23 protein-coding genes are annotated in these 24,844 nt (G+C 71.0%); 7 read left to right on the plus strand and 16 right to left on the minus strand.

Annotated features, from left to right (window positions below):
* Positions 1–6 precede the first annotated feature (6 nt).
* A complete protein-coding gene (locus ACW9TB_RS25485; protein WP_472750579.1) occupies positions 7–1,515 on the plus strand; it encodes a glycoside hydrolase family 3 protein in 1,509 nt (502 codons plus the stop codon).
* A gap of 26 nt (positions 1,516–1,541) precedes the next feature.
* Here ACW9TB_RS25485 and ACW9TB_RS25490 read toward each other — a convergent pair whose 3' ends face one another.
* The 4 genes from ACW9TB_RS25490 to ACW9TB_RS25505 all read right to left on the minus strand — a co-directional run bounded on the left by ACW9TB_RS25490 (position 1,542) and on the right by ACW9TB_RS25505 (position 4,982).
* Entirely contained in the window at positions 1,542–2,243 is a 702-nt protein-coding gene (locus tag ACW9TB_RS25490; protein ID WP_472750580.1) for a PIG-L deacetylase family protein, read from the minus strand.
* Positions 2,240–2,362 (minus strand): hypothetical protein, encoded by a 123-nt coding sequence (locus tag ACW9TB_RS25495; protein ID WP_472750581.1) that lies wholly within the window; start codon positions 2,360–2,362, stop codon positions 2,240–2,242. Before ACW9TB_RS25495 ends, ACW9TB_RS25490 begins: the two co-directional genes overlap by 4 nt.
* On the minus strand, positions 2,359–3,543 hold the full coding sequence (locus tag ACW9TB_RS25500) for a methyltransferase domain-containing protein (protein WP_472750582.1): 1,185 nt from the start codon (positions 3,541–3,543) through the stop codon (positions 2,359–2,361). Before ACW9TB_RS25500 ends, ACW9TB_RS25495 begins: the two co-directional genes overlap by 4 nt.
* Positions 3,544–3,803: 260 nt before the next feature.
* Complete coding sequence (locus tag ACW9TB_RS25505; protein WP_472750583.1) at positions 3,804–4,982, minus strand: ROK family protein; 1,179 nt, start codon at positions 4,980–4,982, stop codon at positions 3,804–3,806.
* A 295-nt stretch (positions 4,983–5,277) separates the two neighbouring features.
* Here ACW9TB_RS25505 and ACW9TB_RS25510 point away from each other — a divergent pair, with 295 nt between their 5' ends.
* From ACW9TB_RS25510 to ACW9TB_RS25520, 3 genes are all read left to right on the plus strand, one after another.
* Positions 5,278–6,948, plus strand: a complete 1,671-nt coding sequence (locus ACW9TB_RS25510; RefSeq protein WP_472750584.1) for a condensation domain-containing protein — start codon at positions 5,278–5,280, stop codon at positions 6,946–6,948.
* A gap of 20 nt (positions 6,949–6,968) precedes the next feature.
* On the plus strand, positions 6,969–7,418 hold the full coding sequence (locus ACW9TB_RS25515; protein WP_472750585.1) for an RrF2 family transcriptional regulator: 450 nt from the start codon (positions 6,969–6,971) through the stop codon (positions 7,416–7,418).
* Positions 7,419–7,619: 201 nt separating this feature from the next.
* Entirely contained in the window at positions 7,620–8,411 is a 792-nt protein-coding gene (locus ACW9TB_RS25520) for an Fpg/Nei family DNA glycosylase (protein ID WP_472750586.1), read from the plus strand.
* On the opposite strand, the gene ACW9TB_RS25525 is transcribed toward ACW9TB_RS25520, so the two are convergent.
* The 6 genes from ACW9TB_RS25525 to ACW9TB_RS25550 form a co-directional block, all read right to left on the minus strand.
* Positions 8,408–8,755: a helix-turn-helix domain-containing protein gene (locus ACW9TB_RS25525; RefSeq protein ID WP_030904158.1), complete on the minus strand. Its 348-nt coding sequence runs from the start codon at positions 8,753–8,755 to the stop codon at positions 8,408–8,410. The two genes, ACW9TB_RS25520 and ACW9TB_RS25525, sit on opposite strands and share 4 nt — an antisense overlap.
* Before the next feature lie 207 nt (positions 8,756–8,962).
* Entirely contained in the window at positions 8,963–9,466 is a 504-nt protein-coding gene (locus tag ACW9TB_RS25530; protein WP_472750587.1) for a CinA family protein, read from the minus strand.
* Between the two features lie 7 nt (positions 9,467–9,473).
* Complete coding sequence (gene pgsA / locus ACW9TB_RS25535) at positions 9,474–10,079, minus strand: CDP-diacylglycerol--glycerol-3-phosphate 3-phosphatidyltransferase (protein WP_472750588.1); 606 nt, start codon at positions 10,077–10,079, stop codon at positions 9,474–9,476.
* Between the two features lie 25 nt (positions 10,080–10,104).
* Positions 10,105–11,514, minus strand: a complete 1,410-nt coding sequence (gene rimO, locus ACW9TB_RS25540; RefSeq protein WP_472750589.1) for a 30S ribosomal protein S12 methylthiotransferase RimO — start codon at positions 11,512–11,514, stop codon at positions 10,105–10,107.
* 156 nt (positions 11,515–11,670) lie between these two features.
* Complete coding sequence (locus ACW9TB_RS25545) at positions 11,671–12,426, minus strand: helix-turn-helix domain-containing protein (RefSeq protein ID WP_472750590.1); 756 nt, start codon at positions 12,424–12,426, stop codon at positions 11,671–11,673.
* 252 nt (positions 12,427–12,678) lie between these two features.
* Positions 12,679–15,210: a DNA translocase FtsK gene (locus ACW9TB_RS25550; RefSeq protein WP_472750591.1), complete on the minus strand. Its 2,532-nt coding sequence runs from the start codon at positions 15,208–15,210 to the stop codon at positions 12,679–12,681.
* A 219-nt stretch (positions 15,211–15,429) separates the two neighbouring features.
* On the opposite strand from ACW9TB_RS25550, the gene ACW9TB_RS25555 reads away from it, so the two are divergent.
* On the plus strand, positions 15,430–16,941 hold the full coding sequence (locus tag ACW9TB_RS25555) for a sodium:solute symporter family protein (protein WP_472750592.1): 1,512 nt from the start codon (positions 15,430–15,432) through the stop codon (positions 16,939–16,941).
* Positions 16,942–17,143: 202 nt separating this feature from the next.
* On the opposite strand, the gene ACW9TB_RS25560 is transcribed toward ACW9TB_RS25555, so the two are convergent.
* From ACW9TB_RS25560 to kduI, 4 genes are all read right to left on the minus strand, one after another.
* Complete coding sequence (locus ACW9TB_RS25560) at positions 17,144–17,329, minus strand: tautomerase family protein (protein ID WP_389912358.1); 186 nt, start codon at positions 17,327–17,329, stop codon at positions 17,144–17,146.
* 87 nt (positions 17,330–17,416) lie between these two features.
* Complete coding sequence (locus ACW9TB_RS25565) at positions 17,417–18,181, minus strand: IclR family transcriptional regulator (protein WP_472750593.1); 765 nt, start codon at positions 18,179–18,181, stop codon at positions 17,417–17,419.
* 17 nt (positions 18,182–18,198) lie between these two features.
* A complete protein-coding gene (locus tag ACW9TB_RS25570) occupies positions 18,199–18,936 on the minus strand; it encodes an SDR family oxidoreductase (RefSeq protein ID WP_472750594.1) in 738 nt (245 codons plus the stop codon).
* Complete coding sequence (gene kduI, locus ACW9TB_RS25575; RefSeq protein ID WP_472750595.1) at positions 18,936–19,748, minus strand: 5-dehydro-4-deoxy-D-glucuronate isomerase; 813 nt, start codon at positions 19,746–19,748, stop codon at positions 18,936–18,938. The genes ACW9TB_RS25570 and kduI overlap by 1 nt, the downstream gene beginning before the upstream one ends.
* 186 nt (positions 19,749–19,934) lie before the next feature.
* Here kduI and ACW9TB_RS25580 point away from each other — a divergent pair, with 186 nt between their 5' ends.
* A complete protein-coding gene (locus tag ACW9TB_RS25580; RefSeq protein ID WP_472750596.1) occupies positions 19,935–20,618 on the plus strand; it encodes a hypothetical protein in 684 nt (227 codons plus the stop codon).
* A gap of 113 nt (positions 20,619–20,731) precedes the next feature.
* Here the strand turns inward: ACW9TB_RS25580 and ACW9TB_RS25585 are convergent, their stop codons facing one another.
* Positions 20,732–22,417: a ribonuclease J gene (locus tag ACW9TB_RS25585; RefSeq protein ID WP_472750597.1), complete on the minus strand. Its 1,686-nt coding sequence runs from the start codon at positions 22,415–22,417 to the stop codon at positions 20,732–20,734.
* A 164-nt stretch (positions 22,418–22,581) separates the two neighbouring features.
* On the minus strand, positions 22,582–23,508 hold the full coding sequence (dapA, locus tag ACW9TB_RS25590) for a 4-hydroxy-tetrahydrodipicolinate synthase (protein WP_472750598.1): 927 nt from the start codon (positions 23,506–23,508) through the stop codon (positions 22,582–22,584).
* A gap of 558 nt (positions 23,509–24,066) precedes the next feature.
* On the opposite strand from dapA, the gene ACW9TB_RS25595 reads away from it, so the two are divergent.
* On the plus strand, positions 24,067–24,789 hold the full coding sequence (locus ACW9TB_RS25595; protein WP_472750599.1) for a GntR family transcriptional regulator: 723 nt from the start codon (positions 24,067–24,069) through the stop codon (positions 24,787–24,789).
* Positions 24,790–24,844: the final 55 nt, after the last annotated feature.

Consider the following 24,844-nt stretch of genomic DNA (forward strand, 5'->3'; position numbering starts at 1 on the left):
GCGTTGATGATCGTTCGCGGTGGCCGCACGAGCGGGCCGAACGGCGCGAGCCCCGAACTGGCCGGGCTTGCCGACACCGTGTTGCAGCCCGGGTTCGTGGGCGTGGAGGTACCGGACTGGCTGCGGAGACGCCTCTCGGAAGGGCTCGGCGGAGTTGCGCTCTACTCCCGGAATCTTGTAGACAGCGAGCAGACCAGGGCGTTGACCGCCGCACTGCGCGCGGAGAACCCGGACGTGGTGATCGCCACCGACGAGGAGGCGGGCGACGTCACCCGGCTGGAGGCGCTCACCGGCAGCTCCCGTCCCGGCAACCTCGCGCTCGGCGCGGTGGACGACCCCGGGCTGACCGAGCGGGTCGCCCGCGACATCGGGCTGGACATGGCCGAGGCGGGCATCACCCTCAACTACGCCCCGGTGGTCGACGTCAACTCCGACCTGGACAACCCCGTCGTCGGCACCCGCGCGTTCGGCGCCGACCCCCGGCTGGTCGCCCGGCACACCCGCGCCTGGGTCACCGGCCTCCAGTCGGCGGGGGTCGCCGCCTGCGCCAAGCACTTCCCCGGCCACGGCGCCACCGCCGTCGACTCGCACGACGACCTGCCGACCGTCGCCTACTCGGCCGAGGAGCTCGCCACCACCACGCTCCCGCCCTACCGGGCCGCCATCGAGGCCGGGGTACGCGCGGTGATGACCGGCCACCTGCTCGTGCCCGCCTACGACCCCGACCTCCCCGCCACCATGAGCGCCCGCCTCCTGGTCGGGCTGCTCAGGGAGGAGCTGGGCTTCGACGGCCTGATCGTGACCGACGGCGTGGAGATGCCCTCGGTGGCCGAGCGGTACGGCGTGACCGGGGCGGCGGTCCGCGCCCTCGTCGCCGGGGCCGACGCGATCTGCGTGGGCGGCGAGCGCAAGGGCCCCGGAGTGGTCGGGTTCATGCGCAACGCCATCATGGGCGCGGTCGCCGACGGGATCCTTCCCGAGGAACGCCTGGCCGAGGCCGCCTCCCGGGTCCGCCGCCTGGCCGCCTGGTCGGCGGAGCGACGGCGAACGGCCGGCGAGACGAACCGGGCGGGAGAGCCCGCGGGACTCGCCGCGGCCAGGCGTGCCCTGCGGGTCCGCGGTGACGGGCTCCCGCTGCCCGCCGCGCCCCAGGTGATCGAGTTCGTCTCCGAGACGAACATCGCCGTCGACCGCGCCACCCCGTGGGGGGTCGCCGCACCGCTGGCCGCGCTGCTGCCGGGCACGACGGCGCTACGGCTCGGCTCCGGCGACCCGGTCCCGCCGCCCTCCGACGAACGCCCGCTGGTGATCGTGGTACGCGACGCCCACCGGCACGCCTGGGTCTCGGCCCGCCTGGACGCCCTGCTGTCGCGGCGTCCCGACGCGGTCGTGGTGGAGATGGGCCTGCCGGGCCCGGCCACCCCGGGCGCCACCCACATCACCACCCACGGCGCGACCACCGCCTCGGGCCGCGCCGCCGCCGAACTCCTCTCGGGCCGCCGCCCGCTCCCCTGACCCCACAAAACGCGGAGCGCGGAAGGTCAGCCGCCGAGGACCCACACCAGCTCGTGCTGGAGGGGGCCCGGCATCGCGAGGAACTCCCCGTAGTCGCAGGCGAGCGGCGCGATCTGCGAGGCGTACGCCAGCACGGCGCGCCGCTTGAGCGTCCACCCGTCCCCGTCCAGGCGCAACCGAGGCCCCGGCCGGAGGCGGTGGCGCCCGGCGAGCGCGCGGACCGGCGGCGTGGCCGCCAGGGCCTCCCCGGCCGCCGGGCTCCCCCACTCCCGTACGGCGGCGGCGTAGGGGAGGTCGGCGTAGACCCAGGGCTCCAGGGTCTCCAGCTTCTCCAGCACGTCGAGCGCCCGGTCGCGTACGGCCTCGTGATCGGCGTTGCCGATCCCCATCGGGACCAGCACGCGCGTGCGCGGGGTGACGTGCTCGGTGAGGAACGCCTCCAGGTCGTCCAGCGGGAGCCGGGCCGCGGGAACATCCGGATTGTCCAGCGCCACCTGGTCGACCCCGAGGATCTCGCACGCCCGCGCGTCCTCGGCCCGCCGCTCGTGCGCCGTCTCCTCCGCCGAGGCGAACCCGCACAGCCGGTCCCACGCCGAGAGCGTCTCACCGGCCGCGCCGCCCAGCGCCGTGACGATCACCGCGTTCCCCTCGCGGCGGCCGAGCAGCCCCGCCGCCGACAGCACCGCGTCGTCGAAGTGCGGCGAGACCACGATCGTCTCCCAGCTCACCGCCACCACCCCACCCAGGCCGACACGACCGTCGCCCGGCCCATCGCCGCCCACCCCACCCAGGCCGACACGACCGTTTCCCGGCTCACCCCGGACGACGCGACCGTCGCCCGGCTCATCGCCGCCACCCCGCCCTGGCCAGGACGAGACCTCGGCTGCCCCGCTTGCGCAGGTAGGCGAGGCCGTCGCAGACGGACTCCAGTGTCGGCGGGGCGAGCTCGACGCGCTCGGCGACCCGCCAGGTGGACTGCTCGCGCAGCCAGGGCCAGACCCGCTCGTTGAGCTGGCCGGTCTCCAGCGCGACGAGGACCAGGTCGGTCGGCAGCCGGTCGAGGAGTGTCAGGTCCTGGTCGTAGTAGAGCATCTCGACGAGCAGGTACGCCGCCGCCTGGTCCCCGTGGTCGGCGAGGTCCTCCAGGCTGTCCGGGAGCACCTCCACCCCCGGCCCCGCCCGCTCGGTCAGGCGGGCGCGGAAACCCGCGTTGGGCTCGGTCGCCTGGACCCGGTAGCCCTTCTCCACCAGCCGCCGGGTGAGCTCACCCTGGCACGCCCCGACCTCCACGATCGGCCCGTCCTGCGGGGAGCACCAGCGGGCGGTCCACGCGGCGGTCGCGTCCAGCCGCGCGGCCTCGTAGGCCGAGCGCCCGAACTCCCACGGGTCGTCGGCCACCGCGGCGTCGTCCCCGAGGCTGGAGATCAGCGCGTAGAGGCGGTTGGCCTGGGTGGCGCTCGCGGTGAAGAACCTCTCGACGGCCGGAACCCGGTCGGTGGTGACGAGCCGGTCGGCCACCCGGCTGCGCAGCAGCTCACCGGCACGCCGGTTGATGAAGTCGATCTTCGCCTCGGCCTCGGCGGCGGTGATCGCGGTCGCCGTGCCGGGGATCGTCTGCAGGAAGGGGTTGTCGCCGACCGAGCAGGTCACGGTCGGCGAGGGGTCCGGGGACGGCGGAGACACCGAGGGCGGCGAGAACGGCGACACGGCGCGGGAGACGATCCAGCCGAACCGGGCCCGGCGGATGCGGTGGTCGGCGGGCGAGTGGGTCCAGACCTCACCGGGCGTCTCGCCGAACAGGGCCGCCACCTCGGCGGGGACGGGCAGTTCCGCGGTGTTGCCCCCGGGCTCCAGCATGGGCGCGAGCAGTTCCAGGCGCTCGCGCAGGGACAGCCCCGCGGGCAGGGTCACGCTCGCCCTCGCCTGCCCGACGACCACCAGGACGTCCTGGTCGGCGTGGTCCCGCAGGACGGAGACGAACTCCAGGGCGACGTCCTCGGCATGCAGCACGGCGATGACAGCCGTCATTTGTCCCCATCCCCGATCACGGAAAGATGTCTTTTTCATGACATTTCCGCGCCAGCATAGGGGATCTTGCCCACCGCGCAACGGCCGTTCGCCAAGAAGGGTCCCCACCCCGCCGAACCTCGGGAACCCAAGGCTCCGGACCGGGACTCGGGACACCAGGGGCCCCGGACCGGGAACTCCGGATTCGAGGCGCCGGTCCGAGGACCCGAGACTCAGGGCCCCGGACCGAAGAATCCAGGATCAGTGTTAAGACCAGGGGCTCAGGAGGTGAAGATCTCCTCCCTCGCCTGTTCCAGGGCGGCGATGACGGCCCCGCGCAGCACCGGGTTGCCCCCCACCTCGCTCGCCACCACCTGCGGCCGGACCGGGCAGCTCCTGGCCACCGCCTCCTCGATCCTGGAGGTGAGCTCGTCGCCCCCGGCCCTGCTGACCTCCCCCGCGAGCACCACGAGCCCGGGGTCGAGCACGACGCACACCGACGCCACCCCCAGCGCCAGCCGCCCCGCGATGTCGTCGATCAGCGGCTCTCCCCGCTCCCCCGCCGCGACCGCCGCCGCGACGCACTCGGCGGCGCTCTCCCCCCCGAAGCCGTACGTCGCGGCGAGCTCGGCGACCGCCTCGGCGCTGACCAGGGACTGCAGGCCCCCGGCGAGCGACGGCAGCCTGCCCGGCACGGCCCGTACGTCCTCGGCCAGCGGCACCCCGGGCACCGGCAGGTAGCCGATCTCGCCCGCGCTGCCGGACCGGCCCCGGTGCAGCCGTCCGCCGAGCACGACGCCGAGGCCGAGGCCGCGCCCCACCCACAGGAGCACGAAGTCGTCGACCTCGCGGGCGACCCCCAGGGTGCGCTCGGCGATGGCGACGAGGTTCACGTCGTTCTCTATCCTGACGTCGCGGCGCAGGTCACGGGCGAGCGCCTCGTGGATGCCCTCGTGCCAGCCGGGCAGGTCGAAGGAGAACCGTACGTCGCCGGTGCGGGGGTCGACCACGCCCGGGGTGCCGATGACGACCGAGCGCAGCTTGGAGAGCGCGACCTTGGCCGACCGGCACGCCTTGACCACCGCGTTGTGCACGAGGGCCACCGGATCGTCGTGCCCGCTCGGTGCCACCCGCACCTCGGCGACGATCTCCCCGTGGATATCGGCGATGGCGGTCGTGACGAATTCCGGGCCGACATCCAGACCGGCCACATAGGCCGAGGAGGAAATAATCCCATAAAGCGCGGCATTGGGCCCGCGCCCTCCCGCCTGCTCCCCCGCCACCTCCACCAGACCGCGCCCCTCAAGGCGGGCGAGCGTCTGCGACGCCGTCACCTTGGAAAGGCCCGTGAGCTCGCCGATCTGCCCCCGCGTCAACGGCCCGGAAGCGAGCAACAGCTCCAGGGCGGCCCTGTCGTTGATCTCCCTCAATAGCCTGGGCACGCCAGGACGTCGCTCCATACGCATGCTCTCTTGTTCGCCGCTTCCCCGTCGCATTACTTTCAATGAAGAATAACGGTTCTATTCTTAATAAGGCTTCCTGATAGTTTAGCCCCGCCCGGACCCGGCGGGGAGCTGACGAGGGCGTCCCGCCACCGCCGCGTCCCTGCTCATCGCCATACCGCCCCCGCCGACCACCGCGAGGCCAGGAAATCAAGGGCTTGCGACGTCGGCCCGGCCCGTGGAACACTCCCGAAAACGGTAAAGGTTCTTTTCAGTAAGACCCTTGCCGTCGGGTGGCGAGGCAGGTTTCGACATGGATACCGTCATCACGATCGCGGCCGAATACACGGGTCTGCGGACCCGGCGGGGGCCCATGACCATGGGCCAGGCCAACATGGCGCGGTGCGTGCTCCGCGACCCGCCGCTCCACATGAACTTCCGCGTCACCAAGCACCTCCCCGAGGGGACACCCCTGTCCGCCGTCACCGAGACGGTCGGGCGCCTGCTCTCCCGGCACGAGGGACTGCGCGCCACCATCCACTCCGACGTCCAGGTCGTGGCCGGTTCCGGCTCCCTGCCCGTCGAGCTGTACGACGCCGGGACCGGTTCCCCCGGCGAGGTCGCCGAGGAGGTGGGCCTGCGGATGCAGGGCACCCGGTTCGACCTGGAGGCCGAGCTTCCGATCAGGGTCGCCGTGGTCACCGAGGGGGAGGCCCCCCGCGTGGTGATCTTCGTCCTGCCCCACACCTCGGTGGACGCCATCGGGCTGGCCACCGTGATGCGGGAGTGGGAGCGCCTGATCCGGGGGGTCGCCGTACCGGCACCGTGCCCGACGCAGCCGCTGGACCTCGCGACCGCGGAGGGCACCCCGACCACCCTGCGCCGGACCGAGGCGGCCCTGCGGCACTGGGAGAACGGGCTCAGGCGGGCACCGCAGTCGATGTTCGCGATCGACGAGGCGGCCGAGGCCGACACCGACGCGATCCGGCCCCGGCTGCGGATCCGCTCGACGGTGGCGGCCGGGGCCCTGGAGGCCGTCGTGAGCCGCACGGGCGCCAGCCGCTCGGCGGTCACGCTCGCCGCCCTGGGCGTCCTCATCGGCCTGCGCAACACCCAGCGGACCTGCGCGATCGCGTCGCTGGCGAGCAACCGGGTACGGCCCGAGCTGCGCGACTACGTCGGGCCGCTGGCCCAGGACGCGCTGATGATCGCGGACCTCGACGTCCCGACCTTCGACGAGGCGGTCCGCCGCTTCCGTGGCGCGTCCCTCTCCGGCTACCAGCACAGCCGTTTCGACTCCGTCGCGCTCTGGGAGGTGATCGAGGCCGTCAACACCGACCGGGGGGTGGACTTCGCCCGCGACTGCGTCTTCAACGACATGAGCGGCGTCACCCTCCCCGAACCCGAGCCCGCGCCGTCCGCCGAGGTCGAGTACGACTGGCTTCCCGCGGCCTCGCTCCCCGCGCACCTCGCGCTCTGGGCCAACCGGCTGGAGGACGTGGTCGACCTGACGCTGTGGATCGACCCGCGGGTGATGAGCCGGGCGGAGGCGGAGGGGTTCGGCACCGGACTCGTCCGGCTGCTGATCGCGGCCGGGGACGGGGACGTCCAAGCCTCCGACATTCCGAATATATCGGGAATTTCGCCTATCGAGCGCGATCCCGGGTGGATCTACACAGACTCCTGCTGGGTGAACCTCGGCGCGGTGGAACGGCTCGTCGGTGAAGCGGTTCAGGGGCGTCCCCACCTCGTGACGCACGACCCGGACGGCCGTCTGACCTGCCACGTCACCTCCGGAACCCCCGAGGAGATCCGCTCCGCCTGCCTCTCCCTGCTGCCGGGCCGCACCTCCGCGATGGTGCCTCACCACTACGTCGTGCACGCTCCGGGACCCACCGGCGCGTCGCTCTACGGGCCCGTGGTCACCGAAGGCGACGGACGCCACTCAACCTCCTTCGGCCCCTCGCGCGTAAGGAACCAATAGCAGGCGGGATAATCGGTTACATGCGCCTATCCGCTCGTGTCGACTATGCACTCCGTGCCGCCGCCGAACTCGCCGCCGCGGGTGACGGCCCTACCACGGTGGGTGAGCTGGCCAAAGAGCAGGACATGCCTCCCAAGTATCTTGAGAACATCCTGCTCCAGATGCGCCGCGCCGGGCTGGTCCGCGGCCAGCGCGGCCCCGAGGGGGGCTACGTGCTGGCCCGCCCGCCCGCCGAGATCAGCCTCGCCGACGTGATCCGCGCCGTCGACGGCCCGCTCGCCAACGTCAGGGGGGAGCGGCCCGAGCACGTCGACTACCGGGGTCCCGCCGAGTCGCTGCAGCAGGTCTGGATCGCGCTGCGCGCCAGCGAACGGGCGATCCTGGAGGAGGTCACCCTGGAGAACGTGGCCACCGGGGCCCTTCCCGAACGGGTCCGCACCCTGGCGGCCGACCCCGCGGCCTGGGACTGACCGTGCCGGCGTGGCCGCCCGCGGGGCCCCGCCCGGCCCGGCCGACCTCACGGACCCGGCCCGCCACCCGGCACCGGCCCACCTCGCGGCGCCCCATCTCTCGGCGACTCATCTCGCGGTGGCGGCTCACCTCGCGAGATCAGCCCGTCTCACGGGACCTGCCCACCACCCGGGCCCGGCCCGCGTCCCGGGGCGGGCGCCGTGCCCGAGGGTGACGTCGTCCACCTCTCCGCCAGGAAACTCGGCCGGGCGCTCGACGGGCGGGTGCTGACCCGCTCGGACTTCCGGGTGCCGCGCCACTCCACGGCCGACCTGACCGGGCGCGCGGTGCTGGAGACCGTCTCACGCGGCAAGCACCTGCTCACCAGGGTCGAGGGCGCGCTCACCGTCCACACCCACCTGCGGATGGAGGGCTCCTGGCAGATCTCACCCGCGGGGCGGGGGCTGCCCGGGGGCGACGTCGTCCGCCTTGTGCTGGCCAACGCGGAGTGGCAGGCGGCGGGAGTACGGCTGGGCATGGTCGACCTGGTCGCGACCGGGGAGGAGGGGCGGCTCGTCGGGCACCTCGGACCCGATCTGCTCGGGGAGGACTGGGACGAGGCCGAGGCCGTACGGCGGCTGGCACGACGGCCTGAAGAAAGCATCGGGGTCGCGCTGCTCGATCAGCGCAACCTGGCGGGGATCGGCACCATCTATCGCGCCGAGACGCTGTTCCTCGCCGGAGTGTCGCCGTGGCGACCGGTGGGGACGGTTGAGGATCTGGGGGCGATCGTGGCGATCGCACGGCGATTGCTGGACGCTAACAAGGAACGCCCGAGCAGGACGACGACGGGCGACCTCCGTCCGGGACGGAGCACCTGGGTCTACGGCAGGGCCGGGCGGCCTTGCCTGCGCTGCGGGCGTCGGATCAGTCGTGGGGAGATGGGCGCACAGCCGCAGGAACGGCTGATCGTCTGGTGCCGTCACTGCCAGCCGGAAGAACCGACCGGCTAGGCGGCGACCATGTCGTTGACCTCGGGGAACACGGAATCGGGCACGGTCTCGGGAATCGGCAGACGCTCCCGTTCCGGGACGTCGCCCGCCAGCACCGGAGCATGTTGCAACTCGGCCAGGGCGAATTGATCGGAAACCTCACGGAGAACCTGTGAAAGCGGCACGCCCAAGGCACCGCAGATCGACGCGAGCAGCTCCGAAGAGGCCTCCTTCTGACCACGCTCCACCTCGGAAAGATATCCAAGGGAAACCCGAGCCAATGTAGACACCTCACGCAAGGTGCGACTCTGCCGCACCCTCAGCCGCCGCAGCACGTCACCGAGCAGCTGACGCAGCAGGACCATCTGTCGCTCCCTCCCCGGCGCGGATGCCTTCACGACACTCCGCGCTATCGGTTCGTGCCGCCCGTTCTTCGAACGCGACCCTTGGTACATACTCCTCGCCGTCATCATCGCTTGACCTTTACCTCACTCACAGTTCCACCGTACCTGTATCAACCGACAACGCGGCAGACCATGTGGAGCATGTTCGCTGGGGACGTAACGCGGTAATCATCCTGAATGTTCCCTCACGTTCGTCTCCAGCACACCTCGGAGGAGGTCTACGGCCTCGTTCACGGTCGACTCCCGGATCTGGTCGCGCGTCCCGGCGAGCCGCGGATCCCGGTGCCATACCCGCCCGTCCGGTCCGCTAACGGCCAGATGCACGGTGCCCACCGGTTTACCGTCCTGCGGGTCCGGGCCGGCCACCCCGGTGACCGCCAGGCCGTACGTGGAGCCGGTGAGGAGGCGCACCCCGTCGGCCATCGCGGCGGCGACCCGCGGGTGCACGGCCCCCTCGCGGGCCAGCAGGTCCGCGGGGACGTTCAGCAGCCGGTGCTTGAGGTCGGTGGCGTAGGAGACGACCCCGCCCAGGAAGGCCGCGGAGGCCCCGGGCGGGCCGGTGAGGGCCGCGCAGATCAGCCCGGCGGTCAGCGACTCGGCCACCGCCACCGTCTCGCCCCTGCGGACGAGAAGGGAGAGGACCTCGGTGGCCGCGAGCAGGCGGTGGCTCATGTCCGCCTCATATCGCCCGCGCCCGTTTCGCGACCTGCCGCAGCTTGATCGCCCGGATCACGTAGTCGAGGCCGGTGACGACGGTGACGAGGGCCGCCGCGCCCATCACGACCCAGCGGATCAGGTCGGGCACGCCCGGCCAGATGTAGGAGACGATCGCGGCGATCTGCAGGACCGTCTTCACCTTCCCGCCGTAGCTGGCCGGGATGACGCCGTGCCGGATGACCGCGAACCTCAGCCCGGTGACGCCCAGCTCCCTGCCCAGGATCACGACGGTGACCCACCAGGGCAGCTCCCCCAGGATCGAGAGGCTGATCAGGGCGGCACCGATGAGGGCCTTGTCGGCGATCGGGTCGGCGATCTTCCCGAAGTCGGTGATCAGGCCGTAGCGGCGGGCCAGCTCGCCGTCGAGCAGGTCGGTGAGCGAGGCCACCAGGAAGACCACCAGCGCCGCGGCCCGCCAGCCGGATCCCGGCAGGAAGAGGCAGGCCGCGAAGAACGGAACCATCGCCAGCCGTATCACCGTCACGACGTTGGCGATGTTCCAGGCGCTCACCTTGGGGCGCGCGGACGCCGCTGTCGAGTCGGTGCCGGTCTCTGGCGTGTTGGTCATACGCTCTCCCGGCCCGGCGGCGCGCTCATGGGGCCGCCTTGATGCGGGCGATCAGGTCGACCCCCTCCGAGTCGACCACGACGGCCCGGACGATCTGGCCGGGGACCAGGCCGATGCCCTGGACCGTTACAGAACCGTCGACCTCGGGCCCCTGGTGGGCTGCGCGGCCCTCATAGCCGCCGTCGCCCAGGTCCTCCTCGATCAGGACGTCGACCTCGGTGCCGATCCGCTCCTCGGCCCGCTGGGCCATGAGCTCCTCGGCCAGCTCGGTGAGCGCGGACACCCGGGCGTCGACGATCTCCTGGTCGAGCTTGCCGGGGAGCGAGGCCGCCTCGGTGCCGTCCTCGTCGGAGTAGCCGAAGATGCCGATCACGTCGAGCCTCGCCTCCTCCAGGAAGCCCACCAGCTCGCCGAACTCCTCCTCGGTCTCACCGGGGAAGCCCACGATGAAGTTGGAGCGCACGCCCGCCTCGGGGGCGTGGGCGCGGACCGACTCCAGGAGGTCCAGGAAGCGCCGGGGGTCGCCGAAGCGGCGCATCCGGCGCAGCACCGTGCCGCTGGCGTGCTGGAAGGACAGGTCGAAGTAGGGGGCCACGCCCTCGGTCGAGGCGATGATCTCCAGCAGCCCCGGGCGGAGCTCGGCGGGCTGCAGGTAGCTGACGCGCACCCGCTCGACGCCCTCGGTCGCGGCGAGGGAGGGCAGGAGCTTCTCCAGCGCCCTCAGGTCGCCCAGGTCCTTGCCGTAGGAGGTGGAGTTCTCGCTGACCAGCACCAGCTCCTTGACGCCCTGCTCGGCCAGCCAGGCGGCCTCGCCGAGGAGCTCCGCGGAGCCGCGCGAGACGTACGCCCCGCGGAAGGCCGGGATGGCGCAGAACGTGCAGCGCCGGTCGCAGCCGGAGGCGAGCTTCAGCGAGGCCACCGGGCCGTCGCCCAGGCGCTTGCGGAGCGGCCGGGGGCCGCTGGCGGGGGCCACGCCCTCGGGCAGCTCGCCGTGGCCGGGAATGCCGGTCCTGGGGGCGGCGGCGCGTTCCACCGGCGAGATGGGCAGCAGGGTCCTGCGGTCGCGGGGACTGTGCGGGACGAGCGACCTACCCGCCAGCACGTCGTCGAGGCGCGTGCCGATGTCGGTGTAGTCGTCGAAGGAGATGACGGCGGCGGCCTCGGGCAGCGCGTCGGCGAGCTGGTCGCCGTACCGCTCCGCCATGCAGCCCGCGGCGACCACCTTGGCACCGGAGTCGGCCGCGGCGAGCAGCGTGTCGATGGAGTCCTTTTTCGCCGAGTCGATGAAGCCGCACGTGTTGACGACGACGACATCGGGGTCGTCGTCGCCCAGCTGCCAGCCGGCAGCCTCAAGACGGGCGGCGAGTTCCTCGGAGTCGACCTCGTTGCGTGCGCAACCAAGCGTGATCAGCGATGCGGTTCGGCGGGATGACATGGTGAACACTACGGTATCGGGAGTTGGCCACTACCCGATGCACCTCCCCCCATTCAGGCACCGCCGCACCCCTCGCCCCACCCCGGGCGCGCCGCCGCCGCGGGTGGCCCCCGGAGCCCCGGAGGACCCGGGGGACACCGGCCGTACGCGCCTGACCTAGCGCTTCTTGGCGGCGGGGGCCTCGTAGGAGCGGTTGACGACCTGCCCCCGGCGGCCGGGGGTGCCCAGGTTCTTGCCGTTCAGCTTCAGCGAGACGGCTCCCCCGTCGCCGAAGGTGACCCTCATCCCGGTCTTCGCCCTCCAGGTCGAGGTCTTGCCCGCCGCGAGCGTCCCCGAGAAGAGCCTCTTGCCGCCCGCGTCCTGCACGTCGAGCCAGGACGTGCGCTTCGCCTTGACCTGGAGGACGACCGTGTCGCGCCGCCTCTCCTCGGCCAGCGACGCCGCCCGGCGCGGCGAGTCGGGGCCGGAACCGGCCTTGGGCGGCGGCGCGGAGGGCACCGGCAGGGGGCGGAGCTCCGCCACGGGGGTGTCACCCCCGCTCATGGTCCGCGCCACGCCGAAGATGACCACGATGCCCAGGGCCACCGCCATGGCCGTCGTCCAGTTGGGCGAGCGGCGCTCACGGATCTTCAGGGGCATGTCGGCCTGGAAGACGCTGGAGGCCCGCACCGGCAGCGGCACGCCCCCGTGCTGCTCGTCGTAGCGGTGCACCAGCGTCTCGGGATCGAGATCGACGATCTTGGCGATGTTTCTTATATGGCCCCGTGCGTAGAAATCTCCCCCGCACTGGGAGAAGTCATTCCTCTCGATTGCCTGGATGAGCACCTCGCGAATGCGTGTCCGCGCGCTCAACTGCCCGACGGTCATCCCCATCGACCGCCGGGCATCCGCCAGATCGCTTCCAATGCCCATGGCGCACGCCTCTCAGCCCCCGACGTTGCGTAGCGATACCCATTCAATCAGTAACCGTGCGGACGGTGTGCGGCGGGGGTGCCATTCCCGTACGGCGCCGTCATCCCCGGGCGGGTCGGTCGCGGAGGACGATATCCCCTGATTCCCCCGAATTCCCCGACATGCTCCAGACCCTCCCCGTCACGAGCCGACCGGCACCGGCCCGTCCGGGGTTCCCGTACGCCGCCCGGGGACTCCCCCCGTACGGCGCCGTCAGCTTCCGCGCAGGTCGGCCAGCAGGCCGGGGAGCTCGTCGGGCTTGACCATGACCTCCCGCGCCTTCGACCCCTCGCTGGGCCCGACGACGTTCCGGCTCTCCAGCAGGTCCATCAGGCGGCCCGCCTTGGCGAAGCCGACCCTGAGCTTGCGCTGGAGCATCGAGGTCGAGCCGAACTGGGTGGTCACGATGAGCTCGGCCGCCTGGACCAGCAGGTCGAGGTCGTCGCCGATGTCCTCGTCGATCTCTTTCTTGACGGCCGTCGAGGCGGACACGTCCTCGCGGTACTCGACCGCCATCTGGGCCTTGCAGTGCCCGACGATCTCGCCGATCTCCTTCTCGGAGACGAAGGCGTTCTGCAGCCGCATGGGCTTGCTGGCGCCCATCGGCAGGAAGAGCGAGTCGCCCTGCCCGACGAGCTTCTCGGCGCCCGGCTGGTCCAGGATGACCCGGGAGTCGGCGAGCGAGGAGGTGGCGAAGGCGAGCCGGGAGGGCACGTTGGCCTTGATCAGGCCGGTGACCACGTCCACGCTGGGGCGCTGGGTGGCGATGACCAGGTGGATTCCGGCGGCGCGGGCGAGCTGGGTGATGCGGACGATGGAGTCCTCGACGTCGCGCGGGGCGACCATCATCAGGTCGGCGAGCTCGTCGACGATCACCAGCAGGTACGGGTAGGGCTGGTAGACCCGCTCGCTGCCCGGGGGCGGCACCAGCTTGCCCGTGCGGACCGCCTTGTTGAAGTCGTCGACGTGCCGGAAGCCGCTGGCGGCCAGGTCGTCGTAGCGGCGGTCCATCTCCCCGACGACCCATTCCAGGGCCTCGGCGGCCTTCTTGGGGTTGGTGATGATCGGCGTGATCAGGTGCGGGATGCCCTCGTAGACGCTGAGCTCGACCCGCTTGGGGTCGACCAGGACCATGCGGACCTCGTCGGGGGTGGCCCGCATCAGGATCGAGGTGATCAGCCCGTTGACACACACCGACTTGCCCGCGCCGGTGGCGCCCGCGATGAGCAGGTGCGGCATCTTGGCCAGGTTGGCCACTATCGTGCGCCCCTCGACGTCCTTGCCGAGCCCGACGATCATCGGGTGGTGGTCGGCCTGGGCCACCGGGGAGCGCAGGATGTCGCCCAGCGAGACGAGGTCCTTGTCGGTGTTGGGGATCTCCACCCCGATCGCCGACTTACCGGGAATAGGCGACAAAATCCGGACATCGGCTGACTTGACCGCGTACGCGATGTTCTTGGTGAGCGCGGTGACCTTCTCGACCTTGACCGCCGGGCCGAGCTCGATCTCGTAGCGCGTCACCGTCGGCCCCCGGGTGAAGCCGATCACCTGGGCGTCGATCATGAACTGTTCCATCACGCTGGTCAGCGCGTTGACGACGACGGTGTTGGCCTTCGTCTGCGGCTTGGGCGCGGTGCCGGGGCGCAGGAGCTGCGGCTCGGGCAAGGTGTACGGACCGGCCTGGGGCGACAGGACGAGCTGCTCGACCTTGCGCGGGGCCGGGGTCGGCTCGGGGGGCGCGGACGGCTCGCCCCGGACCACGGCGTCGGCCGCCTCCTCGTCCACCAGGCCGGGCACGATCTCCGGGGAGTGTCCCGGGGTGCCGCCGGGGGTCTCGGCGATCAGGGGCGTGTCGTAGGGCTTGACGTGGTCACCCAGCTCGGCGCCCTCGGGCTCGGGCTTCTTGCGGGTGGAGGGCTTCTTCCTGGACACGCGCGGCGTGGGGGGCAGGTCGCGGTTGAAGAGCATGTGCCGGATCTCGGCCAGCCGCTCGGGGACCCGGTGCACCGGCGTCGCGGTGATCACCAGGATGCCGAAGCCCGACAGGATCAGCAGCAGCGGGATGGTGATGAAGGACGGCAGGATGCTCGCCGGGGGCGCGGAGACGATGAAGCCGATCATGCCTCCGGCGGCCGACACCTTGTCCATGCCGTCGGAGCTGCCCCCCGAGGGGTACGGCGTGCCGTGGACGACGTGCACGACGCCGAGCACGCCGATGGTGAGGGCGGACCAGCCGATGATCATACGGCCGGTGTCGGCGTTCTGGTCGGGGTGGCGCAGCAGCCGCCAGGCCAGCAGCATGAGAAGGATCGGGATCACCCAGGTCAGCGAGCCGAAGACGCCGCGCATGACGCTGTCGACCACGGTGGAGACCGTGCCGGTGTTCTTCCGCCAGGTCATCGCGGCCAGCACGACCGCTCCGGCGAACACCGCCAGGCCGAGCCCGTCGCGGCGGTGGACGGGGTCGAGCTCGCGGGCGTTCTGCCCCAGTGCCCGCGCGGCGCCGCCGATGCCTCCCGCCAGGAGCATCCAGATGCCCATGAACAGCTTGCCGATCATGATGAGCACCCAGCTGATCGGGTCGTGCTGGGGCGAGGGCTTGCGGGCCTGGCCCGCGCTCCTCTGACGGCCGGCGGGCGCCCGTCTGGCGGGGGCCGCCGTACGGGCCCGGGAGGCGCCCGGACGGCCGGAGGACCCCTTGCCGGGGGGCTTTCCTGAGGAGCCTTTAGACGTACGGGTGGCCATGCTAGGGAGGTTAACGAGACGGGTGGGGGATTGCGCGCCGACGCGCCGGGGTGACCACCCCTCGCGGGCGTTTCACAAGATCGGTCGATACTTCGTGAACAGTGATGAAGAGCACTAAAAATCCCATTGACCCGCTGGAAAGCGTATTCCATTCCATGTATTGACATTGCGTTTCATGTAATAGAACCTCCTCACCAACAGGACGTTGGGAGGAGACACATGTCCGCACTCGACTGGTCCGTTCTGGGCGCGTACTTCCTTGTCATGATCGGTATCGGTGTGTGGTCGAAGCGCCGTATCAAAACCGTGATCGACTTCTTCACCGCGGGGGGCCGTATCCCCTGGTGGCTGTCCGGCATCTCCCACCACATGTCGGGATACAGCGCGGTCATGTTCGTGGCGTTCGCGGCCGTCGCCTACAACTACGGGCTCGCGATGTACGTCTGGTGGGCGCTGACAATCGGCATCGGGATCGGCATCGGCGCCTTCGTCTGGGCGGCCCGCTGGAACCGGCTCCGTTCCAAGCATGGCGTGGTCTCCCCGCTGGAGTACCTCGCCCGGCGCTACAACCTGCCGACCCAGCAGGTGCTGGCCTACAGCGGCGCGCTGCTGAAGGTCGTGGACATCGCGGCCAAGTGGGTGGCGATCGCCATCCTGCTCAAGGGCTTCGCGGGCATCCCGATCCAGTGGGGCATCCTGGTCACCGGGGCCGTCACGCTGGTCTACATCACCGCGGGAGGGCTCTGGGCGGACGTGCTCACCGACTTCGGGCAGTTCGTCATCCAGGGCGTCGCGGGCATCGCCATGTTCGTCGCGATCATGATTCAGCTGGACGGCGTCGCCACGCTGTGGACCATGTGGGACAGGCTGCCCCCCGGCCACGGCGACCCGTTCGCCGGGCCGTACACCACGACGTTCTTCCTCGCGCTGCTCTTCATCAAGACCTTCGAGTACAACGGCGGCATGTGGAACCTGGCCCAGCGCTACATGGCCTCCCCCTCGGGCTCGGCCGCCAAGCGCTCGGCACTGCTGTCCAGCGCGCTGTGGCTGGTCTGGCCGCTGATCCTGTTCATCCCGATGTTCGCCGCGCCGCTCATCGTGCCGGGCCTGGCCAACGCCGAGGAGGCCTACGTACGGCTGGCGCAGACCCTGCTGCCGCAGGGTGTGATCGGGCTGGTGCTCGCGGGCTTCTTCTCGCACACCATGGCCATGGTCGCCTCAGACGCCAATGTGATCTCCTCGGTCATCACCAGGGACATCGCCCCGGTGATCGTCCGCAGGGTGCGCGAGCTGTCGGCGCGGGCCGAGCTGACCTTCGCCCGGGTGACCACGTTCACCTTCGTCCTGGTCAGCATGGCGATCGCGATCTCGACCGAGGGCCAGGGCGTCGTCCTGAAGATCGTCGTCGACCTGGTCGCGGCGACGATGGGGCCGATCTCGATCCCGCTGATGCTGGGCATGCTGCCGTGGTTCAGGCGCAGCGGCCCGACCGCGGCCATCGTCTCCTGGGCCGCCGGGCTGGGCGTCTGGGCGTACGTCAAGTGGATCGTCGAGTCCAAGGACACCGCGATGGTCGTCGGCGTGCCGCTGGTCACCTCGCTGGTCCTGTACGTGGCGATCGGGCTGCTGAAGCCGGAGAACCGCGAGGACCGCGACGCGCTCGTCGACTCCCTGTCCACCGACCCCGCGTCCACCGACCCGGAGCAGCGGCGGGCCGGGGCGGTCGGCTGACCACCGCCTTCCCACCGGCCGTCACCGGCCCTCCGGCGCGACGCGGGCCTCCACGGCGCGCTGGGGGCCTCCGGCACACGGTCGGCGGTCGCGTGGCCGTCCCCGGGCGTGGCGGGCTCCAGGACCCGCCCGCCCGGGGACATGCTCCTTCCACCGTGAGGAGGAGGGAAACACGCGGACCGGGAGCGGGGCTTCCGGTGGGCTACTTGTCGGACTCCAGGACGCCACCGTTGGCCACGTCCGACTTCTCGATCTCGGTGAAGAGGATGCGCACCGCCTCGCGGCGCGCCTTCAGGATGTCCACGGCCGCCTCGGTCAGCGCGGCCGCGAACTCGCGGCGCTGGTCGAGGGTCCTGCCGGACAGGAGTTCCACGGTGATGTTCGGCATGTCGAAAATCCTCCAGGCTCAGGTTGTTGCACAACATGAGATCACATTCCATTACATGGAACAACTGGAGGTCGCGGTGCGGGGAAATCAGCCGTTGAGCACCGGGGCCGGGGCACCCAGGGCGGCGGAGACCTCACGGGCCGCGGAGACGACGTCGGGCGCGAACCGCTCCAGGTCCTCGCGGCCCATGTCCATCGCCAGCGCGGAGATGGAGATGCCGCCGAGCACCTGGCCGGTGTGGTCGAAGACCGGGGCGCCGACGCAGAGGATGCCCGGCAGGTTCTCCTCGTTGTCGAGCGCGTAGCCGCGGGACCGTACCAACGCCAGGTCGGCCAGCAGGTCCTCCGGCGTCGCCAGCGTGGTGGGCGTCGGGGCCGACATGCCCGTACGGGCGCAGATGGCGCGGACCTCGTCGGCGCCGAGCTGGGCCAGGACCGCCTTGCCGATCGCGGTGCAGTGCAGGCGCAGGCTCATCCCGACGCGCGAGGGCATCTGGTACGGTCGCCGGCCCTCCAGCTTGTCGACGTAGACCGCCTCGTCCCCGCTGCGGATCGCGAAGTGCGTGGTGTAGCCGATCCGCTCGTGCAGGGCGTTGAGCGCGCCGGAGGCCTGGCGGGCCGGGTCGAAGCGGCTCATGACCCGGCCGGCCAGCGTGAGGATCCGGGGCCCGGGCTCGTAGCCGCCGCGACCGTCGGCCCGCGCGAACCCCCACTCGACGAGCGACTGGAGGATGCGATGGACGGTCGACTTGGACACGCCCGTCGCGGCGGCTATGTCGGTCACGCGGTGGTGCTCGGCGATCGCCTCCAGCACCGCCAGCGCCTTGTCGATGGAACTGCCTTCCCTGACCACGCTCGTGAGCCTACTGGTCAGCGCGCCAACCAGCCTCCGTCGACCGCCAGCAGGTGCCCGTTGACGTAGTCGGAGGCGCCGGACGCCAGGAAGACGGCGGCGCCCACGAGGTCCTCGGGGGTACCCCAGCGCCCCGCGGGGATGCGGCCCCTGATCTCGGCCTCCCGCGCGGGGTCGTCCCAGAGCCGCTCGGTGTTGCCGGTCCTGATGTAGCCGGGGGCTATCGCGTTGACCTGCACCCCCGAGCCCGCCCATTCGCAGGCCAGCGCCTTGGTGAGCCCGGCGACGCCGTGCTTGGCCGCGGTGTAGCCGACGACGTTGACGCCCCCCTGGAAGGACAGCATGGAGGCGATCATGATGATCTTCCCGGAGCCCCGGGCGAGCATCCGCGTCCCGAGAACCTGGCTGAGCAGGAAGACCGCGTCCAGGTTGACGTCGAGCACCTCGCGGAAGGACTCGTGGGGGTGCTCGGCGGCCGGGGCCCTGCGGATGATCCCGGCGTTGTTGACCAGCACGTCGACCGTCCCCAGGCGCCCGGCCGCCTCGGGAACGTTCCGGGGGTCCGACAGGTCGAGGATCCACCGGGAGGCCCGCCTGCCGGTCTCGCGGACCTCGGCCTCGACCTCGTCCAGGTCGTCGTCGCGGCCGTGCAGCACGATGTCGGCCCCCGCCGCCGCCAGGCCCACGGCCAGGGCCCGGCCGATCCCGGTACGCGCGCCGGTGACGAGCGCGGTCCTGCCCTCCAGCGAGAACATCAGCGCAGCTCGCCGATCTCGACCTGCTCCATGTCCGCGAAGGCCTGGTTCTCCCCGCCCATGGCCCAGACGAAGGAGTAACTCCTCGTGCCGAAGCCGCAGTGCACCGACCAGCACGGGGAGACGACCGCCTGCCGGTCGGCGACGACGAGGTTGCGCGTCTCGTCGGGCCGTCCCATCAGGTGGATCACCCGTTCGCCGGGCGGCAGGTCGAAGTAGAGGTAGACCTCGGTCCTGCGCTCGTGGGTGTGGCAGGGCATGGTGTTCCACATGCTTCCGGGCTCCAGCACGGTCACGCCGAGCACGAGCTGGCAGCTCTGGATGCCCTTGGCGTGGATGTACTTGTAGATCGTCCGGTCGTTGGAACCGTCCTGGCCGCCCAGCCGTACGGGCTCGGCGTCCTCCAGGGTCGCGGCGGTCGTCGGCAGGGTGGCGTGCGCAGGGGTGGAGACCAGGTAGAAGGCGCCCCCCTCGAAGACCACCTCGCGCGCGCCCCTGCCGACGTAGAGGCACTCCTTGGAGGCCAGGGGGTACGCGGTGCCGTCGACGGTCACCGTGCCGGGCTCGCCGATGTTGACCACGCCGAGCTCGCGTCGCTCCAGGAAGTACTCCGACCTGAGCGGGTCGGGGCAGTGCAGGGTCAGCGGCCCGTCGTCCGGCAGGGCCCCGCCGACCACGATGCGGTCCTCGTGGGAGTAGAGCAGGCGAACCTCCCCGGAGACGAACAGCTGCTCCACCAGGAACCGGCGGCGCAACCAGTCGGTCGTCGCCCCGGTGATCTGGTCGGGTGCCGTGGCGTGCCGTACCTCCATCGACCCTCCATTGTTCTATTACATGAAATTGGAAGCTGCTACATAGAACACTGTGAGCATACAACGCACCCCTTCCCTGTGCACTCACCGCGATTCCGGCCGGGAAGACGACCGTCCCGCGAGAACTTTCCCGGCCGGAGCCGAGTCCCACATAGGGGACCACCACCGAGCAGAGGGAGAAGACCGATGACGACCGGCACGGCACGGACGGCGATCAGGCTGGCGGCGGCGGGGACGGTTCTGGCGACCTCCCTCGCGGGCGGCACCGCCCTCGCCGAGACGAGCGAGACGGGGAAGGCGGGGGAAACCTCCGCGGGGATCCCGAGAAACTTCCTCCTGCACGAGCCCCAGGCCCGCAAGCCGGTGAGGTATCCGGACGAGGAGAAGTGGACCATCAGCGACAGGCCGGGGACGAACCTGGAGATCAACCCGTGTGGCCTGCTGCGCCCCGCCGACCGCGACCGGGCGGCCGTGCGGACCGTCACCTACCAGGCCCCCGAGCACCGCTCCGGCGAGCAGCTGGTGCTCTACCGCTCCACGAGCGCCGCGCGTAAGGCGATGGCCGGGATCCTCGGGCAGGTCCAGAGGTGCGCCCGGATCAGGTCCGAGGACACGGTCACCAAAACCTGGGCCCGGCCTGTCCGCATCGGGGACCAGGCCGCGCGGATCACCGTCCAGGGCTACGACGCCAAGGGAGCGCGTCCCGCCATCGGCGGGCAGCGGGCCGTCGTCGTGCGCGAGGGCCGGGCCGTGGCGATCTATCTGCTGGCGGGCGAGTACGGCAGGGTGCGCGACTCCGACTTCACCCGGCCGCTGAGGGACGCCAGGAAAATGGCGGTCAAGGTCTGCTCCCTGCCCGGCGTCTGCTGACCCGCCCCAGGAGGGACTGGGCCCGTACGGCGGGGAGACCGCACCGATCAAGGCTGATCAGGGCGGCCGATGGCCCGTACGGCGGCCGGTGAGACCGCCGTACGGCATGGAGATCAGACCTCGACCACCACGGGGATGATCATCGGGCGGCGGCGGTAGGTGTCGCTCACCCAGCGCCCCACGGTCCTGCGGACCACGCGGCGGACCTGCTGGATGTCCACCACCCCGTCGGCCGCGTTCTCCTGGAGGGCCCTCTCGACCTGCGGCAGGATGTCGTCGAACATGGCCGGGTCGATGCCGGATCCCCTGGCGTGGATCTCCGGGCCCCCGGCGAGCTTGCCGGTGGCGGTGTCGACCACGATGACGATGGAGATGAAGCCCTCCTCGCCCAGGATGCGGCGGTCCTTCAGCGCGAAGTCGGTGACGTCGCCCACCGAGGTGCCGTCCACGTAGACGTAACCGGCCGGGACCGCGCCCACGATCTTGGCCCGGCCGTCGATCAGGTCCACCACGACGCCGTCCTCGGCGATCACGATGTGGTCGTCGGGCACCCCGGTCAGCGCGGCGAGCTTGGCGTGCGCCCGCAGGTGACGCCATTCGCCGTGCACCGGCATGAAGTTGGACGGCCGCGTCAGGTTGAGCACGTACAGCAGCTCACCCGCGGCGGCGTGCCCGGAGACGTGCACCTTCGCGTTGCCCTTGTGCACCACGCGGGCGCCCCAGCGCGACAGCCCGTTGATCACGTTGTTGACCGCGGTCTCGTTGCCCGGCACCAGCGAGGAGGCGAGCAGGACCGTGTCGCCCTCGGCGATCCGGATCGGATGGTCGCGGTTGGCCATCCGCGACAGCGCCGCCATCGGCTCGCCCTGGGACCCGGTGCAGATCAGCACCACGTCCTCCGGCGGCCAGCCCTCGATCTCCTTGGCGTCGACGATCAGGCCGGGCGAGACCCGCAGGTAGCCCAGGTCGCGGGCGACGCCCATGTTGCGCACCATCGAACGGCCGACCAGCGCGACCTTGCGGCCGTGCTTCTCCGCCGAGTCGATGACCTGCTGGACGCGGTGGATGTGGGAGGCGAAGCTCGCCACGATCACGCGCTTGCCCGCGGTGCGGATGACCTCGTCGATGACCGGCGCGATCTCCCGCTCGCTGGTGACGAAGCCCGGCACCTCGGCGTTGGTCGAGTCGGACATCAGCAGGTCGACGCCCTCGGCGCCGAGCCTGGCGAATCCGCCCAGGTCGGTCAGCCTGCCGTCGCTGGGCAGCTGGTCCATCCGGAAGTCGCCGGTGTGCAGGACGATGCCCGCGGGCGTCCTGATCGCGACGGCCAGCGCGTCGGGGATGGAGTGGTTGACTGCGAGGAACTCGCACTCGAACGGCCCGAACCGGTGCCGCTCGCCCTCCACGACCTCGCGCTTGTTCGGCTGGATGCGGTGCTCGGTGAGCTTGGCCTCGATCAGCGCCAGCGTCAGCCGGGATCCCACGATCGGGATGTCGCGGCGCTCGCGCAGCAGGTAGGGCACGGCACCGATGTGGTCCTCGTGCGCGTGGGTCAGGACCACGGCCTCGATGTCGTCCAGGCGGTCCCGGATGTACTCGAAGTCGGGCAGGATCAGGTCGATGCCGGGCTGGTCGGGCTCGGGGAAGAGCACCCCGCAGTCGACGATCAGCAATCGGCCTTCGTACTCGAACACGGCCATGTTGCGGCCGATCTCGCCGAGACCGCCCAGCGCGACGATGCGCAGGGCACCCTCGGGCAGCGCGGGCGGCAGCCCGAGTTCGGGATGGGGGTGACTCATCCGGCCACACCTCTCTCAGCGATCTCACATGCGACGGAGGTCCCCGTGGGCAGCGGGACTACTCCCTCGCCGAGCACTCCGTCCCCCAGCGGACCGTTGTGTCTTCTTTCTCGCAAACTCTCGTTCCTCCCGGATGCGGCCGGTGAAGGCTGCGGTGTTTTATCTCATGTCACAACTTCGTCGGACAGCTTCACACCGCCCGCGATCAAGTCTTCGCGCAGCCTGGCGAGCTGCTCCCGGGTCGCCTCCACCAGGGGCAGCCGCATCGGTCCCGCGGGCTGCCCGACCAGGGACAACGCCGCCTTCGCCATGATCGCACCACCGGCCTGCATCATGATCGCGGAGACCACGGGAAGCAGCCTGCGGTGGATGGCGAGCGCGCCCTCGACGTTCCCCGAGCGGTACGCCTCGATCATCGTGGCGATCTCCGCGCCCGCGACGTGGCCGATCACGCTGACGCACCCCGCGGCCCCCACCGACAGCCACGGCAGGTTGAGCGTGTCGTCACCCGAGTAGTAGGCCAGGCCGGTGGACGCGATGATCTGCGACCCCTCGAACAGGTCGGCCTTGGCGTCCTTCACCGCGACGATCCGCTCGTGCCTGGCGAGCCGCGCCAGCGTCTCGCTCTGGATCGGCACGCCGCTCCGGCCGGGGATGTCGTAGAGCATGACCGGCAGGGCCGTCGCGTCCGCCACCGTGGTGAAGTGGCGGTAGATCCCCTCCTGGGGGGGCTTGCTGTAGTACGGCGTCACCAGCAGGAGACCGTGGGCCCCGGCGCGCTCGGCGGCCCTGGCCAGCTCCACACTGTGGTGGGTGTCGTTGGTCCCGGCTCCGGCGACGACCGTGGCGCGGTCACCGACCGCCTCGACGACGGCGCGCAGGAGGCGCTCCTTCTCGTCGTCGGTGGTCGTCGGGGACTCCCCCGTCGTACCGCTCACGACAAGGCCGTCGTTACGCTGCTCGTCCACCAGGTAGGTGGCGAGCCGCGCCGCTGTCTCGTAGTCGACCGCTCCGTCGCTCGTGAACGGTGTGACCATCGCGGTCAGCATGCGGCCGAGGGGGGCGTCGGAGGTTCCAGTTGGCGCTGCCATAGACCGAACGCTACCTGGATCCGCTGAAACGGTGGACCCCGCCACCCCGCCTAACCTCCGTCCACCGATGGGCCCAAGAGCGAACATCCCCCCGAGGTGCCCGCTGCACACCGTACACGCGGATATACACCGCCGCGGCGGCGGACCTCTCCCGGGCCCTGCCGTACGGGGACGGGGCCCCGTACGGGGTGGGTGTCGCGGGCGGAGTGGCGGGGGCGGATCCGGACGGTCGCGGCGGGAGGAATTGAGCCAGAAACCGGCCCTCGTACGCCTCGCGCCCGGTTACGTGAAATAACTAGAACTTTGTCCGCTTTGGCGGCGGCGAGGACAGCCTTGAACGAGAAAGAGGCCGCCGATATGTGCTCGGGGGTACACACATCGACGACCTCTACCGTTGAATCGGCGCTCCTTACGCGGGCGTTACAGGGTCTCTGAGATATTTTTGGACACTTCTGGGGGCGGCGGTAAAGTTGGAGCTCCAAATCGGAGCCATTACCCTGCGTTGTGCATTGAATACGACAGGATGGGACAACGCCCCAGACCCCCAGGGATGGACACGTGGCAAGCTCCGATCCTGTCTACCTGCGCGTCGTCGCCGACATCCGGCGCCAGATCGTCGACGGCTCCCTTCCCCCCGGCGCCTCGATCCCGTCGCGCGCCCAGCTGACCAGGAAATACGGCGTGGGCGAGACCGCCGCCCGGCACGCGCTGCGCGTGCTCGCCGCCGAGGGCCTGATCGTCGGCCGCGTCGGCTCCGGCCACTACGTACGAGAACAGCCGGTGCTGCTCCCCCTGCACCGATGGCGTTTCCACGACCACCACGCCCCCTTCGGGGCCGACATCCAGTCGCAGGGCACCCGGGCCACCTGGGACTGGCGGGCCGAGCCCGCCGACGCCACCCCCGACATCGCCCACCGCCTCCGGCTGGACGAGTCGGCCCCGGTCACCCGCACCCACTACGTCTTCCGCGGCGACGGCAAGCCGATCCAGCTGGCCACCTCCTACGAGCCCGCCGAGTTCGGCGAGACCGCCGAGGAGAGCCCCCGGAGCCTGATCGCCCGCCTGTCGGCCATCGGCGTCAAGGTCACCGAGATCGTCGAGCAGGTCTACACCCGCGTCCCGCAACCGGCCGAGAGCGACGCCCTCGCCCTGCCCGCGGGCGTCCAGATCCTGCACGTCGAGCGCACCCACTGGGCCGGAGACCGCCCGGTGGAGACGAGTGACATCGTCATCCCCGGCGACCGCTTCCGCCTCGTCTACACCCATCCCCTGCACCCCTGACGGCCCCGTACGGCAGGTGCCCGCACCTCCGGCGAACCCGTCACGAACACGCGGC

It is taken from the genome of Streptosporangium sp. H13245 (assembly GCF_055690525.1).

Bases quoted from the DNA above. Each gene is read 5' to 3' on its own strand.
- kduI (WP_472750595.1), bottom strand. From the start codon at position 19,748: ATGGAGGTACGGCACGCCACGGCACCCGACCAGATCACCGGGGCGACG.
- ACW9TB_RS25525 (WP_030904158.1), bottom strand. From the start codon at position 8,755: ATGGTCCTGCTGCGTCAGCTGCTCGGTGACGTGCTGCGGCGGCTGAGG.
- dapA (WP_472750598.1), bottom strand. From the start codon at position 23,508: ATGGCAGCGCCAACTGGAACCTCCGACGCCCCCCTCGGCCGCATGCTG.
- ACW9TB_RS25530 (WP_472750587.1), bottom strand. From the start codon at position 9,466: ATGAGCCACCGCCTGCTCGCGGCCACCGAGGTCCTCTCCCTTCTCGTC.
- ACW9TB_RS25570 (WP_472750594.1), bottom strand. From the start codon at position 18,936: ATGTTCTCGCTGGAGGGCAGGACCGCGCTCGTCACCGGCGCGCGTACC.
- ACW9TB_RS25545 (WP_472750590.1), bottom strand. From the start codon at position 12,426: ATGGGCATTGGAAGCGATCTGGCGGATGCCCGGCGGTCGATGGGGATG.
- rimO (WP_472750589.1), bottom strand. From the start codon at position 11,514: ATGTCATCCCGCCGAACCGCATCGCTGATCACGCTTGGTTGCGCACGC.
- ACW9TB_RS25585 (WP_472750597.1), bottom strand. From the start codon at position 22,417: ATGAGTCACCCCCATCCCGAACTCGGGCTGCCGCCCGCGCTGCCCGAG.
- ACW9TB_RS25515 (WP_472750585.1), top strand. From the start codon at position 6,969: ATGCGCCTATCCGCTCGTGTCGACTATGCACTCCGTGCCGCCGCCGAA.
- ACW9TB_RS25500 (WP_472750582.1), bottom strand. From the start codon at position 3,543: ATGACGGCTGTCATCGCCGTGCTGCATGCCGAGGACGTCGCCCTGGAG.
- ACW9TB_RS25555 (WP_472750592.1), top strand. From the start codon at position 15,430: ATGTCCGCACTCGACTGGTCCGTTCTGGGCGCGTACTTCCTTGTCATG.
- ACW9TB_RS25550 (WP_472750591.1), bottom strand. From the start codon at position 15,210: ATGGCCACCCGTACGTCTAAAGGCTCCTCAGGAAAGCCCCCCGGCAAG.
- ACW9TB_RS25495 (WP_472750581.1), bottom strand. From the start codon at position 2,362: ATGAGCCGGGCGACGGTCGCGTCGTCCGGGGTGAGCCGGGAAACGGTC.
- ACW9TB_RS25580 (WP_472750596.1), top strand. From the start codon at position 19,935: ATGACGACCGGCACGGCACGGACGGCGATCAGGCTGGCGGCGGCGGGG.
- ACW9TB_RS25485 (WP_472750579.1), top strand. From the start codon at position 7: ATGATCGTTCGCGGTGGCCGCACGAGCGGGCCGAACGGCGCGAGCCCC.
- ACW9TB_RS25510 (WP_472750584.1), top strand. From the start codon at position 5,278: ATGGATACCGTCATCACGATCGCGGCCGAATACACGGGTCTGCGGACC.
- pgsA (WP_472750588.1), bottom strand. From the start codon at position 10,079: ATGACCAACACGCCAGAGACCGGCACCGACTCGACAGCGGCGTCCGCG.
- ACW9TB_RS25505 (WP_472750583.1), bottom strand. From the start codon at position 4,982: ATGGAGCGACGTCCTGGCGTGCCCAGGCTATTGAGGGAGATCAACGAC.
- ACW9TB_RS25560 (WP_389912358.1), bottom strand. From the start codon at position 17,329: ATGCCGAACATCACCGTGGAACTCCTGTCCGGCAGGACCCTCGACCAG.